Here is a 16,932-nt window from a genome sequence, read left to right as displayed (position 1 = left end):
TAATAACTTTTATTACATACTTAGAAAATACGGAGGCTAGAGCGATGCGTCGTAATTTGACTGGTGTATTGGTATTCATTGTATTGATGTTGGTAGTAAGTGCATGCTCTGGCGGGAATTCGGGGTCTTCGTCTGCGACGAATGGAAATACGTCCGGCACAGCTGCCACGACAGCGGATAACGGACAGCCCAAGGATGGCGGCAGCCTGATCATTGGTGTTCAAGCCGATCCGGTCGTGCTGAATCCGAACTATGCGGGTGACCGGGTAAGCCTGACGATAGACCAGGCGATATTCGCACCTTTGTTCCAGGTGAACAATGGCAAGAAGACATTTTATTTGGCAGATAGCCTGACTTCTTCGGCGGACAAGCTGACTTACACGCTGAAGCTGAAAAAGGATCTGACCTGGCATGATGGTGAGAAGCTGACAGCTGACGATGTTGTTTTCACCATTAACAAAATTTTAGACGAGAAGCAGCACAGCTTCTTGAGAAGTAATTTTATAATTAACGGCAAGCCGGTGCAGGTGAGCAAGGTTGACGATACAACGGTGGAGTTTAAGCTTCCACAAGCAGCTCCTGCTTTTGAAGCGGCACTTGTACAGGTATCCCCGATTCCGAAACACATTTTTGAGAACGAAGCAGATATTGAGAAAAGCACGAAAAACAACACTCCGGTTGGATCGGGGCCTTTCAAATTCAAGGAGTACAAAACTGGCGAGTACATTACGCTGGAACGGTTCGATAACTATTTTGGCGGCAAGCCTCATCTCGATTCTGTAACGTATCGGATTGTAAAAGATTCGAATGCGGCGAGTTTGGCGCTCCAGAATGGTGAGATCAACGTAAATTATGTCGATCCGCAAAATGTGGACACGATTAAAGCTACAGATAAGTTTGACATCTATCCTTACAGCGAAGGCCGCTTGGCTTACCTAATGTTTAATGAAAACAGCGATACCAAGCAATTGAATAAAAAAGAAGTACGTCAGGCGCTGTCTTATGCGCTGAATCAGGATGAATTGATCCAGGTATCGTATGGCTCCAAAGATTATGCGGATACTGCAAAATCTGCTTTGACACAGGACGTGCTGTATCACACGAATGACGTTCCATTTTTCAATAATGATGTGAACAAGGCGAAGGAGCTGCTGAAATCGGCTGGAGCCGAAGGGCTGAAGCTGCGCATTATCATTCCGGGCGGCAATAAGGTACAGGAAGCACAAGCGCTGTATATCCAGCAGAAACTCAAGGATATTGGCGTTCAGCTGGATGTGAACAGCATGGATTCCTCGGCATGGTCGCAAAAATTCGTCGATACGAATGCCAAGGACTTCGATCTGGCCATCAGCGGCTATATCATGGGCTATGACCCGGATGCGTACCGTATCTTGTACAGCACCGGATCTTCTTCCAACTATTCGCACTATTCCAACAAGGAAGTGGATAAGTTGCTGGAAGAGGGCGCAGGCGAGTCGGATACGACCAAGCGTGGCGAAATTTACAAAAAGGTACAAGAAATTTTGGCTGATGATGCAGTCATCTATCCAATTGCCTACACCAAAACGATTGTGGCGTTCGACAAGCAGTATGGCGGTATTGAGCAGGCTGTGCTGAAGCCGGTCGTGATTTTCGAGGATTTGTCCAAAATTTATCACAAATAAGACAGGGTTTTCAAAAATAAGCTGGGAGAACCAGCTTATTTTTTTCGAAAACAGCAAGGGAAGGGGAATGTATGAGACAACTTATTGCCAGAAGATTGCTGCAAGTGATACCGATGCTATTCTTCGTATCCCTCGTCTGCTTTGGCTTGATCAAGCTGGCACCAGGCGATCCGGTTCTCTCTTTTGTGACACCGAATATGCATCTGGAAGATATAGAACGAATGAGGCATAGCCTGGGACTGGATCAGCCTGCATATGTGCAGTACATGCTATGGCTTAAAAAAAGCCTGACGGGTGATCTTGGCTATTCGCTAATCAATCACCAGCCTGTGCTGGATCAGATTCTGGATCGTCTCCCGGCTACCGCCGGATTGATGGGGACATCCATTATATTGGCTGTTCTGATTGCCATTCCACTTGGCTTGCTGGCTGCGGCCAATCGGAACCGTTGGATTGACAAGCTGATTAACCTGATGTCATACATCGGAATTTCTGTACCACTTTTTTGGCTCGGTATTTTATTGATTTATTTGTTTGCTATTTATCTGCATTGGCTTCCAAGTACAGGGATGCGGACCATTGGAACAGACTCTGTGCTGGATGTGCTCAAGCATGGTATTTTACCGTGTTTTGTACTGGCCTTCAGCTTTTTATCCGTATACGTGAGGTATATTCGCTCCAGTACGATTACGCAGCTTAAGGAAGAATATGTACAAATTCAATATGCGTTCGGGTCTGGTAAGCGGCTGGTTTTGTTTCGGCATGTGCTCAAGCACGTGCTGCTGCCTATTATTACGCTGCTCGGTATGTCGGCCGCAGACCTGATCGCAGGGGCCATCGTAACCGAAACGGTCTTTTCCTGGCCGGGTATTGGCTCGCTGGGCATGACGGCGGTAAAGGGCATGGATTATCCTGTCATTATGGGGATTACTTTATTTTCCGCGCTGTTCCTGATCCTGGGCAATCTGCTTGCAGACATTCTGTACAGCATCGCGGACCCGAGAATTAAATCAACGAGGTGAACTCATGAATCGGAGCAAATGGCGCAACATCGGGATCGAGCTGCTAACGAGCAAAATGGGCGCCGTCGCCCTCATTATATTGATCGTATTCTCGTTGGGTGCGATTTTCGCGTTTCTATCGCCACAGGACCCGAATAAATTGAACGTACTGGAGCGTCTTCAGCCGCCGGGAGCGGCACACTGGTTTGGAACGGACGATTACGGGCGCGACTATTTTACAAGAGCGCTGTATGGCGGTCGTGTATCTTTGCTGGTGGGCTTCGCGTCCATGATTATTGCGACCAGCATCGGCGCAGCAGTAGGTGTGGTGAGCGGCTATTTTGGCGGGTGGATTGACAATCTGCTCATGCGGATTTTGGAGCTGCTCATGTCGATTCCGTCTTTTCTGGTTATATTGCTGCTTAGTGTGTTTTTGAAGCCGGGCGTTGGCAATATCATTGTCATTATCGCCCTGCTCATGTGGATGAATATCGCCCGGGTGGTACGGGCAGAGACGATGACGCTGCGGGAACGGGAGTATGTGCTATATGCCAAAGCTTCGGGACAAAGTACGTTTGGCATTATTCTCAAGCACATCGTTCCCAACCTGATTCCAGTGATTATCGTAGGGGCGACGAACAATATTGCTTCAGCGATTATGATGGAATCATCACTGAGCTTCCTCGGCTTTGGTGTTCAGCTACCGAACGCTACGTGGGGCAGTATGCTGAATAATGCCCAAGGATATATTGCACAGGCACCCTATATGGCGTTATTTCCGGGCTTATTTATTTTGCTGACCGTGCTGAGCTTTAATGTATTGGGGGATGTGCTGCGTGTCGGCTTTGAACCCAGGTTAGTGAAACGATGATTCATTGTTTCATATATTCATAACAGGCCCATTACAAATGGCTCCAGGAGCGACAGGAAGGAGCGACAACACAATGACAGAACATCTGCTGTCCGTCGAACAGCTGGAGGTCTCGTTTTTCACTCGTGAGGGGGAGAATCAGGCCGTTCGAGGAGTCAGCTTTCATATTGATGCCGGAGAAACAGTAGGAATCGTAGGAGAATCCGGTAGCGGCAAAAGCGTCACAGCGAAAGCCATCATGTCGATGATTGCTCCGCCGGGCAAGCGGCTGAATGGTGATATCCGTTACCGGGGAGAAAGCTTGACCGCTCTGACGGAAAAGCAATGGCGCAAAATACGCGGAAACCAAATCGCAATGGTGTTTCAGGACCCGATGACCTCGCTAAACCCGGTGAAGAAGGTCGGCTATCACCTGATCGAGGTGATTCGCAGACACCGCGGTCTGAGCAAGGAAGCGGCCGCGAAAGCCGCAGTGGAACTGCTGCGACAGGTGGGGATTACCGAGCCTGAGCGGCGGATGAATCAATACCCGCATCAATTCAGCGGAGGGATGCGTCAGCGGGTGATGATCGCGATGGCGCTCTCGTGCAGCCCGGAGCTGCTGATTGCTGACGAGCCGACCACGGCGCTGGACGTCACGATCCAGGCGCAAATTCTGGAGCTGCTCAAGACATTGAAGCAGCAATCCGACATGGCGATCGCCCTGATCACCCATGATCTGGGCGTCGTCGCCCAGGTGTGCAGCCGTGTCATCGTGATGTACGGCGGCATGGTGATGGAGGAGGGACGCGTGGACGATATCTTCTATCGTCCGGCCCACCCGTATACGCAGGGCCTGCTGCGTTCTGTGCCCCAGCGCACGAACGGCTTCCGCGAGCGGCTGGTGCCGATTGAGGGCACGCCGCCGGACCTGTTGAACCCGCCAACGGGCTGTCCGTTCATGGAGCGGTGCCCGCACGCGTTTGCCCGTTGTGCGGAGCGGCCGCCGATGATAGAACTGCGCCCGGATCAGCGAGCGGCCTGCTGGCTGAACGAGCCGGATGCTATGCCTGCCGGAGTCTGTGAGACGCCGGACACGGGCAGCACGGAAGCGGAAGGGAGGGGATGACGGTGAGTGAATCATTGAGTGAAGCAAAGCATGTGGTGGGTGAGCGCCAGCCCTTGGTGGAGGTACACCAGCTTAAGAAGCATTTTGTGATTGCCAAGGATTTGCTGGGGCGCAACTCCGAGGTGCTTAAGGCGGTTGACGGGGTGAGCTTTCAAATCAAGCGTGGCGAGACGTTCGGATTGGTAGGCGAGTCGGGCAGTGGTAAATCGACGGTTGGACGCTGCCTGACACGGTTGTATGATTATACGGAAGGTACGGTACGCTTTGATGGTCAGGATATTTCCAGATTGAACGATAAGCAGCTCAAGCCGCTGCGTCGGCGTATTCAGAGTATTTTTCAGGACCCGTATTCCTCGCTTAATCCCGGTATGAATGTGCTTGAACTGATTGGCGAGCCGATGGACATCCATAGATTGCATCAAGGAAGCGAGCGTAAAGACGCAGTTGTGGCTTTATTGGAAAAGGTAGGGCTGAAGCGGGAGCATTTGTACCGCTACTCGCACGAGTTCAGCGGCGGGCAGCGTCAGCGGATTTCCATTGCTCGCGCGCTCTCCGTGAATCCTGAGTTCATCGTCTGTGACGAGCCGATTTCAGCGCTGGATGTGTCCATCCAGGCGCAGGTTATTAACACGCTGGAGGATCTCCAGCAGGAGTTCGGGCTGACGTATCTGTTCATTGCCCATGATTTATCGATGGTGCGGCATATTTCAGACCGAATCGGTGTGATGTACCGTGGACGACTGGTAGAAGTAGCTGATGCGGATGAGCTGTATGAGCAGCCCGCTCACCCCTATACGCAAGCGCTGCTGTCATCTATCCCCGTGCCTGACCCGAGAGCAGCCGGAGAGCGGGAGGGTGTGTGGGGAGGCTTCACTCAATCAGCTGGCTCATTGTTATGGGACAAGGATAGCAACGGTGCAACCGAGCTACGCGAGATCAGTCCCGGTCATTATGTAGCGTATCCGGTTAACCGTTAGGTTAAGGTTGGTGTGCGATGCACTGACCATAAAAGGAGGCAAGAACAATGGCTAATTCAACGAAAAGAGTACGTATTTCCCAATGGGATGCGCTCTTGCTGGAATCATTACGCTCATTAGGCTGGTCCAATGAGGAGTTAATCCGCCGGGTGCAGCAAAACGAGCTGCCAACGGACGGACCATCCGATTTTGATTATGCGGAGCTTGCCACCGGGCTGGCCTCCAAAGAGCCGGAGGTGTTTGTCAGCGCGGTAATGGACGGATATCAGATTAAGTACAACACGATACGAGGCATCCGTTCATGGATTGCTGCTGCGTTCGGGCGGGAGCCAGAGCTGTCCCTGGAGGAAGGAAGCGAAGCCGTTACATCCGAACTGACGCAAGCCGAGTATGACCGGCTGGAGCGTGTGCTGTCGTTTGGTTGGGGCATCCAGGAAGTGCGGCTCGCGACTGACAGTGTAGTGGGATTGTACCGGATTGTACCTGCCGCACAGACGAACTAAATCGTGGGTTTTGAGTAAATCCACTTTGCCAGAAGTGAAAACGAGCTGACCGATGAGGCCAGCTCGTTTTCTAATGCAATTCTTCTTTATCCTTTTCATACAACACGACCAGACTATTGTGAATGATCCGTGTCATGCAGTAAAAGACGGTCATTCTGGTGGTTTGCATAATAGCTCCCAACAACATGGACATCGATTCCATATCGGAAAAGTGTCGGATAAGAATCCGGTTAATAATCCCTTCACCAAACCAGACAAAATATAGCGGAACAATCATCTTTTGAATATAACGCGCTTTGCGTTCCAATTCGGGGTGTAGCGCAAAGTACCTGTAAATATGGGTAAATGTGTTGGAGAATCCCCACAAGTTAACAAAAGGAATCATGCGAGCAATGGCTCCAAAGGTGCGAATCGGATAATCGGAATGCTTTTGTCGGATGGCTTTATGTACTTGAACTAGCCAGATCAGATAGGTTACAAAACACAGGTAGTACAGAACGAAGCCAAAAACAGTGAATTTTTGCTCCAGCTCGTATAGATGCTCGTAATAAAAATCATTTGCGTAAATATATACTAACGTAAAAATTAAGATGAGCAATTCGCATATAGCCCCCACTGCTAATAAGGCTTGATGTACACTGCCAACAGTCTTCGATGGGAATGCTTTGGAATCTGAATCATTCAAGATGTACTTCCTCCTAGTCTAGTTGCTTCAAATACACGATAGCATCCTCCAATGTTTCTACGGGAATAATGCGCAGCTTGAGTCCATGCTCCTTTTGAACCCGGGCAGCTTCTGCTTCATTGCCTTCCTCACCGAGCCATTCATAATCTGCCGGTACGAAAAAAAGATCAACCTTCGCAGCCTCGGCTCCCAGCAGCTTTTGCTCCAGCCCGCCGACGGACCCGACATCTCCGTACTCTTCCATCGTGCCAGTGCCTGCAATTTTGTGACGTCCCCCATCTGAAAAGTCGATGTTATTGGCTTCCTCATACAGTCCGATGCCTGTCATCAAGCCCAGGGAATTTCCCGCAAGATCCTGCAAATGAGTCAATAGCTCCGCATAGCGAGCATCCTCCAATTCGCTTAGATTCGAGAAAGTTTCCGTAGCCTCACCTGTTTCGCTGTCTACACTTAATTCCGTCGCTGCATGTACGGCTTGCATCGCTGAATATTTTAGTGTGTCCGTCTCTGTGAGGTCCTTCCAATAAGAGTCCACTTCATCAGGGGCAAGGGGTTCAAATTTAATCTCTCCCCCTGATACATTTTCACTGGAATATACATTCCAACGCTCCAGGAGATTGTTAGTAATCCCCGATTGAACAGACGCAAAAAACACGCTTCCCTGAACGCCAAGATCTTTGACCGGATGCATCTCTCCCTGCAAAATATACTGTGCAGGCATAGGCCGTGTTGCAACAAAAGCAGCGATAGCCGGGATTAGCAATAGGGCGAAGATGAGTATATGTTCTTTGTGTATGCTAAATATCCTTTTGAAGAGATACAGATTACGGCTTGGCATCCCATTCACAACCTTTCCATCTTTTCTCATACGGTATATCATCGGTTGAAATCGACAGAAAGGTTACATTTTTCACCATAAATGACCGATAAAAGTACAGTAATATTCATATTTTATGGTAAATCAGGAAAGGGGATATTTTAAAACTGATGGCCACTTGCATTGGATATTTTGTTGCTTGGAGGATGTCTGGCCGTTGCAGGAACTCTTTTACAATTACGAACGGCTAATCTGTTTGCATCACCAACTCTAACTGGACCTATGCCTGGGGCAATGGTAGGGCTATGTTTCTGCTAAAATCAACGAGCCGGTTGGGCTTCCCGTAACTCCTGTGCTGGCCTGTATTGGCGTACCCTTTTTGACCTTTATGGTGTGGAGGGAATGGAAAAGGCTCGATTGCTAAATCAAAAATCATGCTCTCCTTTTTTATGCTATAGTTTTCATAGATCATGAAAGAGAGTTGAGGTGCAGCATGACAACATTGACTATTGTTGAATCATCCGTCAAACCAGGATTAGCAGCTTTTCAGGCAGTCGCTGAAGATCAGGAAGAGGTTCAGGAGTTGATTTTAAAGACGGCCAGATGGCTGCACAGCAAAGGCTCCACACAATGGGGCAACCTACTCAAAGGAAAAGATGATCACAACCTGGGCGGTGCTATTGCGCGGGGAGAAGTGATTATTTTCCGGACATCAGAGGATCATGCATTGGCAGGCGCTGTGATCTTGCAGCAGCAGCCCAGTGCCTGGGACCGTAAGTTGTGGGGGTTAGACGATGCTGATGCCGAAGGGGGAACCTCAGTATATTTGCATCGTTTGGTTGTGGATCGGGATAGAGCCGGAAAGGGACTAGGCCATGAATTGATGCAATGGATCGAACAAGGCATTCGTTTCACTGGCAAGGATCGAATCCGGCTAGATTGTATTGCGGGGAATGACAAGCTCAGCCAGTTTTACCAGCAATGCGGCTACACGTATAGAGGTGAAACGGACGGCTTTAATGTTTTTGAAAAGATGCTAACAGAGATATAGGAAAATAAAGCTTGAACTGAGTACAGGGGCTGTCCCGGAAGTCATCAAAGATGACGGTGGAGCGGCCTCTTTTGCTTTTTCAGGACCAGCTTAATCTATTTGAATATACGGATAACCACGAATTAAAGTGTTTTATAAATAAGTTTGCTCATCCATTAAAACATCATAAATGAATGTTATGAGTATATATTACGTCATATATGTTGAAATAACCTCCTGATATGTGTTACAACATAGATAGACATATTGATCAATTCAGGCATGTATCTCGATAAGTGGAGGGAATGAATTCAATGTTGAAAAGAGTGTATTCATTTAACGAAGGCAAATTGGGGATGAAAGCGCTACTAGGAGGGAAAGGCGCCAATCTCGCGGAAATGACGACACTGGGTCTTCCGATCCCTCCCGGCTTTACGGTGACTACCGAGGCGTGCCGAGCTTACTTTACTTCCGGCGGCAGGCTCCCGGAGGGCTTATTGGGCGAAATCGTAATTGCCCTGCACGACGTTGAGGAAGCCCAGTCGGCTATGTTCGGAGATGCGGGGCGGCCTTTGCTGGTATCTGTTCGTTCAGGCTCGGTAACCTCGATGCCCGGTATGATGGATACGATTCTGAATCTGGGCCTGAATGATGAAACCGTGCGTGGACTGGCGAAACAGACGGGAAATGAAACCTTTGCCTATGACTGCTACCGCAGATTTATTCAAATGTTTGGTGAGGTCGTGCTAGGTATAGACGCCATCCATTTTGAACAGCTGCAGGAGCAGAACAAGCAAACCAACGGGCGTGCCAGTGACCAGGAGGTTAGCGCAGGAGAATGGAAGGAATTGATCGCGAATTACAAAGACCTTGTCGTAGAGCGCAGCGGCCAGCTGTTTCCACAGGATGTATATCAGCAGTTGCAACTGGCGGTGGAAGCTGTGTTCCGCAGTTGGAACAATATGCGTGCCAAGGTGTACCGGAAGGCTTACGGCATCCCGGATGAACAAGGGACAGCAGTGAACATTCAGGCCATGGTGTTTGGCAATCTCGGCAACGACAGTGGAACCGGGGTACTGTTCACCCGCAATCCCTCCACAGGTGCTAAGGAATTGTACGGTGAGTATATGGTGAATGCCCAGGGCGAGGATGTTGTTGCCGGAGTGCGAACACCCAATCCTATTGCTCAGCTTCTGGAGGAGCAGCCGCTAGTCTATGATCGTCTGGAAGAGCTGGCTTCCTTGCTGGAACATCATTACCGGGATATGCAGGATATCGAGTTTACGATTGAAAAAGGCAATTTGTATCTGCTACAGACGCGCAGCGGCAAAAGAACGGCGCAGGCGGCTGTAAAAATAGCTGTAGATCTGGTGGAGGAAGAAATTATCAGCCAAGAGGAGGCGATCCAGCGGATTGAGCCGTCCCACATGGATCAACTGCTGCATCGCTCCATTGATACTTCCACACCGTTGGTGGCGATTGCTCAAGGTCTGCCTGCCTCACCCGGCGCAGCGAGTGGACGTATTGTCTTCGACGCAGATACGGCAGAGAACTGGACGAAGGATGGGCAGAAAGTCATCCTGGTCAGTGTGGAAACCTCACCTGACGATGTTCATGGAATCATTGCCGCTGAAGGTGTGCTGACGAGTCGAGGAGGGATGACCAGCCATGCTGCCGTGGTTGCAAGGGGGATGGGTAAACCCTGCATTTGTGGCTGTGATGCGCTGAGCATTGATCTGGACAGTCGGAGCGTTAGTATCGGTAACCGTACCTTTCAGGAGGGAGAAAATATTTCGATCGATTCGACCTCCGGGCAGGTGTACGAAGGCAGTCTGTCGCTGAGCGAGCCGGTCATTACACCGGAGCTGCTGAAGCTGCTGGAAATTGCGGATGGAATTCGGACGTTGAAGGTCTACACCAATGCCGATACGCCACATGACGCAGTTAAAGCGCGGGAATTTGGAGCCGAAGGCATCGGGCTTTGTCGGACGGAGCATATGTTTTTCTCCGGCAATCGTCTGCCTATCGTTCAGGCGATGATTTTGGCGGATGATCAGGAGGAGCGGATTCTTCATTTGAATCGTTTGCTCCAAATGCAACAATTTGATTTTGAGGCTATGTTCAGTGCAATGGACGGGTTGCCGATGACGATTCGCCTGCTGGACCCACCGTTACATGAGTTCCTGCCGAATCTGGAACAGCTTCAGGAGCGACAGCGGGAGCTTGAGCTTTCCGGCGGCCATGCGGAGGAGCTTCAACGTCTTAAAAACACCATCTCCAAGGTACACGAGCTGCGGGAAATTAACCCTATGCTGGGTCTGCGCGGTGTTCGGCTGGGCATTCTGTTTCCAGAGATATACGACATGCAGATTGAAGCGATCTTTAAGGCCGCGGAAGCGGCACTGCGCAAGGGCGTGGATGTAAGACCGGGGATTATGATTCCGCTGGTCGGCCACTCCAATGAACTCAAGCAAATGAGGCAACTGGTTGATAAGGTAGCCGCTCAGGTGCTTAGTGAGGAGTTCAAAGGGTTCAGGTATCGGGTGGGCACCATGATTGAGGTGCCAAGAGCCGCCTTGCTGGCAGATAGCGTGGCCCAGTACGCCGACTTTTTCTCCTTTGGAACCAATGACCTGACACAAATGACCTTTGGTTACAGTCGTGATGATGCCGAAGGGAAATTTCTCGGCTCCTATATGGAGAAGAATATTCTGGAAACCAATCCCTTTCAGGTGCTGGATCAGGATGGCGTGGGCAAGTTGATCGAATGGGCTGTTGTCAAAGGCAGAGCCAAGAAGCCTTTTCTGGAGACAGGTATCTGTGGTGAGCATGGCGGGGATAGTGAGTCTATTCTCTTTTGTCACCGCAGCGGACTGGACTATGTCAGCTGCTCCCCATACCGGGTGCCATTTGCCCGCATCGCTGCCGCCCAAGCAGCCTTGCTTGTCCGAGCAGAGCAGCCTGAGGGAGCGTTGTCCGCTTTGTAGCTGATGCATTTCAATAGTATATTGTGTAAAATGAACAAGGCAGCCTTGATCCCAAGGCTGCCTTGTTCGTTATGCATTATATTTTACACACAAATCCCGTAGGAAAGAAAAAAATTTATACATAAATGATACTGAGGATATCGCGTCTCTTCCTTCTACATATAATGATAGTGAAAGGTTTTGTAAGCGTTTTAAAACGGCATGACATACAACTATGTGAGGCTACAGGAGGCGGTAGAGATGGACGATTACATGAGTTGGATCAAGCTTGGCTTTTTTCTCAGCGTTCTGTTTTTACTGGCAGCGGCATGCAGTACCTCTCCCAAGCTGGAGAGCACAGAAGGTAAAAAAGTGCGGCTGACCATGCAGGTCTGGGGGAATCCTACGGAGGTGAAGGTGTACCAGCGGGCATTGGATGCATTTGAAAAGGAAAACCCGAATATTGAGGTTAAGCTGGTGCCTGTGCCGGGAGACCAATATGAGCAAAAGCTGCTGACACAGCTTCAGGGAAGTCGCGAACCGGATGTCTTTTATTCGTATGAACCGACGATTGCACGTTTGATTGAGGCGAAGCAGATACAGCCTTTGGGTGAATTTCTAAAAAGTGATGCGAGTGATGTGAAGGCCGAGGATTTTCCAGAAGGATTGTGGGGCCCGGCGAAGCGTGATGGGGAAATCTATGGGGTCACTCCTGACTCGAATCTGATGGTGATGTATTACAACAAAAAGGTCTTTAAAGAAGCAGGTGTGAAGACACCGCAGGAATATGATCACGAAGGCAAGTGGAACTGGGATGCCTTTGAGGAAGTTACATCGAAGCTGAAGGCTGCCGGAAAGCAAGGCTATATGGCCGAAAACTGGTGGGCTCACTGGTATTCATGGGTGTGGTCGAATGGCGGCCGGATTTTTGATGAACAAGGTAAATACGTACTGGATCATAATGAAAAGGGCAAGGAAGCCTTCCGCTTCATGTACGATATGGTGAACAGGGGAAATGCGATATACCTCGGTTCGCTTCCCAAGGGGCAGGGGGCAGATGCGATGTTCATGTCCAATCAGGTCGGCATGCTGGCGGCGGGAAGATGGCTTGAGCCCTTGTTTAGTCAAAATAAAAGCCTTGACTTTGACTATATTTATTGGCCCTCGAACACTGGCAAAAATGAATTTGTCGCCATACCGGTTGCCTATGTAGCCGTGAACAAAAACAGTCTGCATCTGCAAGAGGCCATGAAGCTGGCGGCATTTTATGTTTCTGTGAAGGGGCAGGAGGCCCGGCTGGTTGAGCATTCCAGCTATTTGACCGAAGGACGCGACAGAGGACATGGACATGGCTCTGCACTGGCCTGTGATGCTCAGGTGCCGGGATTAAACTCGGATATCACAGAAGCGATGGATCTGATGCTCCTAGGGAAGCAGGATGCCGACGCCACGATTGAGAAGCTGAATCAGATCATATCCAAGGCGGTCAAGTAAGCACGGGATACAGCCGTGACCGGGGAGGAGGGTGGCCAGATGCAGACCGAGCATCAAGCGCTGTGGGGCTATCTATTCAATGGCCCCCAGCTTGTGGGCAAATGCTCCCAGCCATTTCCGATGACCTGCGGCCGCTGCGGATTGCCGTCGCTTTGCTGGTACGGGCGAAGACCATATCCCTGGTAGGGGGGATGGGTGCATGAGGCAGGATAAGGCTGCTGCGGCTGATAGTGAGCGCTCTGAGTTGCCTTTTGACAGCCTTTTGGTGGCCCGATGATCACGGATTGATTCAGCGGGGCAAAAGCCTCTTTTACTTTGGCTTCATCAAGGCAATAGACATGCGCGAATACTTCGGCCGGCGTTAACCGCAGCATGTCGGAAACGGGAATGATCTCGGGGATCGGTGCGTCGAAAATCGCCAAAAAATGCGTCCCGTCGACGGCGGCGGTGTCATAATGCCACCAAGCTTGCGGCACGTTGGCCGTCTGACCGGGCCGGATAGCATAATGCCGAAGTTCCTTAGTGAACGGATTAATGATGGAAACGATGATTTCGCCCGAGATGCAATAAACGAGTTCCGAAGCGTTTTGGTGGTAATGCGGTTCGATGGCGTTGCCCTTGTCCAGGTAAGTATCCAGCATCGACATGTTCCCTAACGTATTTAGCTGTTTGATGGACAATAAGTTAAAGTAATTGCGTTCATCTTTTATGAATGCCGGGTTGTTTCTCAAGTCGTATGTAAATTGCGCGGAGGGTGAAGTGAAATCCATATAAGAATCCGCCACGGTTGTCCCCTGCCTTTCCATTCGCTTTGGCACCTCAACTTCTACTGAATATATATGTTTGCGACAGGGGAATATGTCGGGAAGAAAACTGGCCGCCGAGGCGTTTTTTTCAAAAGTTACCCTCCCCCGTATTTCTTGACATAATGGCCCAGCGCCAGAAGTGGCCAGATGTACCGGTAGCTGTGATAGCGGACGTAAAAATATACCGGTAAACCGGCACCGGTCGGATACGCGCTTGCCCAGCCGTCTTCGCGCAGCAGCTCGATCAATCTGGCAGTACCTCGCTCGATCTCGGGCGTAGGCCGGTCGTGCACCGCGATCAGCGCGTCGAGCGCCCAGGCCGTTTGCGAAGGCGTGCTGGCGTAAAGCGGTACATAACGCTCCGCCTGATCGCTGCGGCACGATTCCCCCCAGCCACCGTCCACGTTTTGGATGGCAAGCAGCCAATCCGTCCCTTTGGTTACAGCGGCATGATCGGAAGGAAGCCCCACGGCCTTCAGGCCCGTTAGCGCCGCCCAAGTTCCGTAAATGTAGCATATCCCCCAGTGGCCGTACCATGAACCATCCGACTGCTGATGGCTGGTCAGCCAGTCGGCCCCGCGTTGGATAAAGCCGTGCTGGACGTCGAGCTTGGCGAAATTCCCAAGGTACTCCAGCGCTCGACCGGTAAGATCCGCTTCCGACGGATCGGTGGCCGCCGCTTTGGCCTCTTCGATTGCCAGCCAGGTGAGCATTTCCTTGTCGGTGTTTTTTTCAAAGGCCGGCCAGCCGCCGTCGTCGTTTTGCATCGATATCACCCAGTTTAGGCCGCGGTTCCAGGATTCGAGATAAGCGGGATCGCGTTCGGACAGGCTGTGGATGGCGCGAAGAGCGGCCGTAGAGTCGTCAACGTCGGGGATGATCGTATTGGTGTCGGAAAACCCCCAGCCGCCGGGGGTGGTGCCGGGATTGTGAATCCGCCAATCTCCGGCTTTGCGATGCTGCTTGGAGCGTAAATAGGCGGCAGCTTTCTGCATCGCGGGATGCCTGGCGCTCACTCCGGCTTCCTGCAGCGCATAGGCCAGTAGGGCGGTATCCCAGACGGTGGAGGGGGAGTTTTGGATGGTGGTGTATCCGTCAGTCTTGCAACGCATGGCGAACAAGCCGTCAACCGCGTGCGTGATCACCGGATGCTGCGGCTCGTATCCAAGGGCCAGCAGCGCGAGCACCATCAGCACGGTGCTGCTGGCGTACGTGTACAAGGTTCCGTCTCCCTCAATCCGTTCCAGCATATATTGCTCCGCCTTTTTTACTGCTGCTTGATGGATTCGCTGCGGTGTGCCGACCAGATGGCCGAGTGCGGACTGGATGTGCTTCAGCAGCTTGCGGTTTTCCCGGGAAAGCGGCTCTTCGGCTTGGCCTCGGTTGGTATAAAGCTCGCTTAAATCGGGAGTATGGGTGGTTTTAATGGAAAAATCCCGATCGGCCATAATGAGCAGCGGGACCAAATGGACGCGGGAATAGGCGGAAAAATCAAAAAAACTGAGCGGTAAAGAGGAAGGCAGCAGCAGCATTTCAATCGGAATGAGCGAAAGCGAGGCGGGCCATTTCCTTTGCCCGGTCGCCGCCAGCAGCGTTTTGGTCAGCAGGCTCGCCGCTTTTCCGATCCCGCCCCGGTCCAGAATGTAGCGCTTCGCCCGCTGAACCGATTCGTCCTTTGGCTGACTGTACCCGGAGTACAACAACGCATAATACGCTTCGACCGTCGCGGAAAGATTGCCTTCTTCCTCGTCCTTATACCACCTCCAGCAGCCTTCAGGTTGCTGCGCGGCAAGGATGCGGTCATGCAGCTCCCGGATCAGGTCCTCCTTCTCCGCGTTTAACGTGCGAAAAAGAATGATCGTGTATGCGTCGAGCATCGTCCCGTTTTCGAAACAAAAATGCCAGGTGCCGTCCGGCTGCTGTCTTTGGATGAGCTCGCCGCCCAGCCGGCGGATCTCCTCGCGGATTCCGGTAATGTTTTGGCCCATTCCCTGCTCCCTCCTTGTTATCGTCATCCCTATCCCCATTATATGAGACCCGGGAAACCGATTTTCGTGTTTGTAAAAAAATATGCCGAGAAAGCTCCTACTCCTTTTTGTGTTTTTTTCGATACTGCAACGGGGTATGTGCGGTGTATTGCTTGAATACACGGCCAAAGTGAGCGATGCTGTCAAAGCCCGTTTTTTCAGCAATGGCAGTCACTTTCCAGTTCGTTTCTCTCAGATACGCCCGTGCCTGCTGTACCCGGACATCCTGAAGATACTCTATTAAGGTAAAGCCTGTGGTTTGCTTGAAAATACGGCACAAATACGTGCTGCTAATATAAAAATGCCCTGCCAGCTGCTCCAGTGATAGCTTCTCCGCATAGTGTGCATGCAGGTATTCAATGATCGAATATACTCGCTGCTGCTTCTCGCTGCGTTCCGGTGCAATGGTATCGGGAAAGGCGGATTGTATGCGTCTTATTCGGATAAGCAGCTGGAACAGCAAGCTTTGGAGATACATTTGGCGGTATGCGTGCTCTTGATGGTATTCATCCAGCATTTGCTGGAACAGGTGCTCCAACTCGCGTTGTTCCTCTGCGCAAGGTCGCAGCAGGAAGCTTTTCTCAGGCAGAAGAAGCGGGTTATGTTCGCTGGACGGAGCGACAGGCATAGGCGTGGCTACAAACGATTCATCGAAATTGATCAAAATTCGCTCATGGCTGCCGCTCCCCTTGTTACTCGTACGGTGAAAATCGTGTTTGCTGATCCAGATCAAATCGCCCTTCTGTAGTGCGTATACCCGCTGATTAATGTAGTAGTAGCGTTCTCCTGCCAGCAGATAGTAGATTTCATGCGCTTGGTGGACATGGTCGGCAGACATGCTGAACGGCACCGTCCGTAGCGCTTGCTCGATGGCAAAACGGGGTGTGGCAATCATATCAACGCTCTCCTTTATGAAAGAATGCATGAGGATAATATATGTATACTTTACGATAAAATTCACAATAAAAGCGAAGATTTTGCTC

Annotated in this window: 15 protein-coding genes; 10 read left to right on the top strand and 5 right to left on the bottom strand. The window is 50.8% G+C overall.

What is annotated here, in order from left to right; all coding sequences use genetic code 11:
* Window positions 1–44: 44 nt before the first annotated feature.
* The 6 genes from KQI_RS0119585 (at window position 45) to KQI_RS0119560 (ending at window position 6,124) form a co-directional block, all read left to right on the top strand.
* Window positions 45–1,664, top strand: coding sequence for an ABC transporter substrate-binding protein (locus KQI_RS0119585; RefSeq protein WP_010348580.1), 1,620 nt, complete (start codon window positions 45–47; stop codon window positions 1,662–1,664).
* 71 nt (window positions 1,665–1,735) lie between these two features.
* Window positions 1,736–2,686, top strand: coding sequence for an ABC transporter permease (locus tag KQI_RS0119580; RefSeq protein ID WP_010348579.1), 951 nt, complete (start codon window positions 1,736–1,738; stop codon window positions 2,684–2,686).
* Between the two features lie 4 nt (window positions 2,687–2,690).
* Window positions 2,691–3,536, top strand: a complete 846-nt coding sequence (locus KQI_RS0119575) for an ABC transporter permease (protein ID WP_010348578.1) — start codon at window positions 2,691–2,693, stop codon at window positions 3,534–3,536.
* A gap of 73 nt (window positions 3,537–3,609) precedes the next feature.
* Entirely contained in the window at window positions 3,610–4,644 is a 1,035-nt protein-coding gene (locus KQI_RS0119570) for an ABC transporter ATP-binding protein (RefSeq protein ID WP_010348577.1), read from the top strand.
* Window positions 4,641–5,621 (top strand): ABC transporter ATP-binding protein, encoded by a 981-nt coding sequence (locus tag KQI_RS0119565; RefSeq protein WP_010348576.1) that lies wholly within the window; start codon window positions 4,641–4,643, stop codon window positions 5,619–5,621. The genes KQI_RS0119570 and KQI_RS0119565 overlap by 4 nt, the downstream gene beginning before the upstream one ends.
* Before the next feature lie 47 nt (window positions 5,622–5,668).
* Entirely contained in the window at window positions 5,669–6,124 is a 456-nt protein-coding gene (locus KQI_RS0119560; protein ID WP_010348575.1) for a hypothetical protein, read from the top strand.
* 70 nt (window positions 6,125–6,194) lie between these two features.
* Here KQI_RS0119560 and KQI_RS0119555 read toward each other — a convergent pair whose 3' ends face one another.
* Complete coding sequence (locus KQI_RS0119555) at window positions 6,195–6,809, bottom strand: hypothetical protein (RefSeq protein WP_010348574.1); 615 nt, start codon at window positions 6,807–6,809, stop codon at window positions 6,195–6,197.
* Between the two features lie 13 nt (window positions 6,810–6,822).
* On the bottom strand, window positions 6,823–7,647 hold the full coding sequence (locus KQI_RS0119550) for a S16 family serine protease (protein ID WP_010348573.1): 825 nt from the start codon (window positions 7,645–7,647) through the stop codon (window positions 6,823–6,825).
* 162 nt (window positions 7,648–7,809) lie between these two features.
* Between KQI_RS0119550 and KQI_RS28595 the strand changes: the two genes are divergently transcribed.
* The 4 genes from KQI_RS28595 (at window position 7,810) to KQI_RS0119535 (ending at window position 13,116) form a co-directional block, all read left to right on the top strand.
* Complete coding sequence (locus tag KQI_RS28595; RefSeq protein ID WP_326117555.1) at window positions 7,810–7,944, top strand: iron chelate uptake ABC transporter family permease subunit; 135 nt, start codon at window positions 7,810–7,812, stop codon at window positions 7,942–7,944.
* A 175-nt stretch (window positions 7,945–8,119) separates the two neighbouring features.
* Window positions 8,120–8,677, top strand: coding sequence for a GNAT family N-acetyltransferase (locus tag KQI_RS0119545; RefSeq protein WP_010348572.1), 558 nt, complete (start codon window positions 8,120–8,122; stop codon window positions 8,675–8,677).
* Between the two features lie 293 nt (window positions 8,678–8,970).
* Window positions 8,971–11,643: a pyruvate, phosphate dikinase gene (gene ppdK / locus KQI_RS0119540; RefSeq protein WP_010348571.1), complete on the top strand. Its 2,673-nt coding sequence runs from the start codon at window positions 8,971–8,973 to the stop codon at window positions 11,641–11,643.
* Between the two features lie 240 nt (window positions 11,644–11,883).
* Window positions 11,884–13,116, top strand: a complete 1,233-nt coding sequence (locus KQI_RS0119535; protein ID WP_010348570.1) for an ABC transporter substrate-binding protein — start codon at window positions 11,884–11,886, stop codon at window positions 13,114–13,116.
* A 68-nt stretch (window positions 13,117–13,184) separates the two neighbouring features.
* Here the strand turns inward: KQI_RS0119535 and KQI_RS0119530 are convergent, their stop codons facing one another.
* The 3 genes from KQI_RS0119530 to KQI_RS0119520 all read right to left on the bottom strand — a co-directional run bounded on the left by KQI_RS0119530 (window position 13,185) and on the right by KQI_RS0119520 (window position 16,844).
* The gene (locus tag KQI_RS0119530) at window positions 13,185–13,901 is read right to left on the bottom strand and encodes a cupin domain-containing protein (protein WP_039774605.1); all 717 of its coding nucleotides are present in this window, start codon (window positions 13,899–13,901) and stop codon (window positions 13,185–13,187) included.
* A gap of 116 nt (window positions 13,902–14,017) precedes the next feature.
* Complete coding sequence (gene shc, locus KQI_RS0119525) at window positions 14,018–15,910, bottom strand: squalene--hopene cyclase (RefSeq protein WP_010348568.1); 1,893 nt, start codon at window positions 15,908–15,910, stop codon at window positions 14,018–14,020.
* 97 nt (window positions 15,911–16,007) lie between these two features.
* The gene (locus KQI_RS0119520) at window positions 16,008–16,844 is read right to left on the bottom strand and encodes a helix-turn-helix transcriptional regulator (protein WP_010348567.1); all 837 of its coding nucleotides are present in this window, start codon (window positions 16,842–16,844) and stop codon (window positions 16,008–16,010) included.
* Between the last annotated feature and the right edge of the window lie 88 nt (window positions 16,845–16,932).

It is taken from the genome of Paenibacillus peoriae KCTC 3763 (assembly GCF_000236805.1).
In the GTDB taxonomy this organism is placed as follows: Bacteria; Bacillota; Bacilli; order Paenibacillales; family Paenibacillaceae; genus Paenibacillus; species Paenibacillus peoriae.
Note: the sequence above shows the minus strand (reverse complement) of the source record. Positions and strands in the feature narration are given on the sequence as shown.

Bases quoted from the DNA above. Each gene is read 5' to 3' on its own strand.
- KQI_RS0119575 (WP_010348578.1), top strand. From the start codon at position 2,691: ATGAATCGGAGCAAATGGCGCAACATCGGGATCGAGCTGCTAACGAGC.
- KQI_RS0119570 (WP_010348577.1), top strand. From the start codon at position 3,610: ATGACAGAACATCTGCTGTCCGTCGAACAGCTGGAGGTCTCGTTTTTC.
- KQI_RS0119550 (WP_010348573.1), bottom strand. From the start codon at position 7,647: ATGCCAAGCCGTAATCTGTATCTCTTCAAAAGGATATTTAGCATACAC.
- KQI_RS0119545 (WP_010348572.1), top strand. From the start codon at position 8,120: ATGACAACATTGACTATTGTTGAATCATCCGTCAAACCAGGATTAGCA.
- KQI_RS0119565 (WP_010348576.1), top strand. From the start codon at position 4,641: ATGACGGTGAGTGAATCATTGAGTGAAGCAAAGCATGTGGTGGGTGAG.
- shc (WP_010348568.1), bottom strand. From the start codon at position 15,910: ATGGGCCAAAACATTACCGGAATCCGCGAGGAGATCCGCCGGCTGGGC.
- ppdK (WP_010348571.1), top strand. From the start codon at position 8,971: ATGTTGAAAAGAGTGTATTCATTTAACGAAGGCAAATTGGGGATGAAA.
- KQI_RS0119560 (WP_010348575.1), top strand. From the start codon at position 5,669: ATGGCTAATTCAACGAAAAGAGTACGTATTTCCCAATGGGATGCGCTC.
- KQI_RS0119535 (WP_010348570.1), top strand. From the start codon at position 11,884: ATGGACGATTACATGAGTTGGATCAAGCTTGGCTTTTTTCTCAGCGTT.
- KQI_RS0119585 (WP_010348580.1), top strand. From the start codon at position 45: ATGCGTCGTAATTTGACTGGTGTATTGGTATTCATTGTATTGATGTTG.
- KQI_RS0119520 (WP_010348567.1), bottom strand. From the start codon at position 16,844: ATGATTGCCACACCCCGTTTTGCCATCGAGCAAGCGCTACGGACGGTG.
- KQI_RS0119580 (WP_010348579.1), top strand. From the start codon at position 1,736: ATGAGACAACTTATTGCCAGAAGATTGCTGCAAGTGATACCGATGCTA.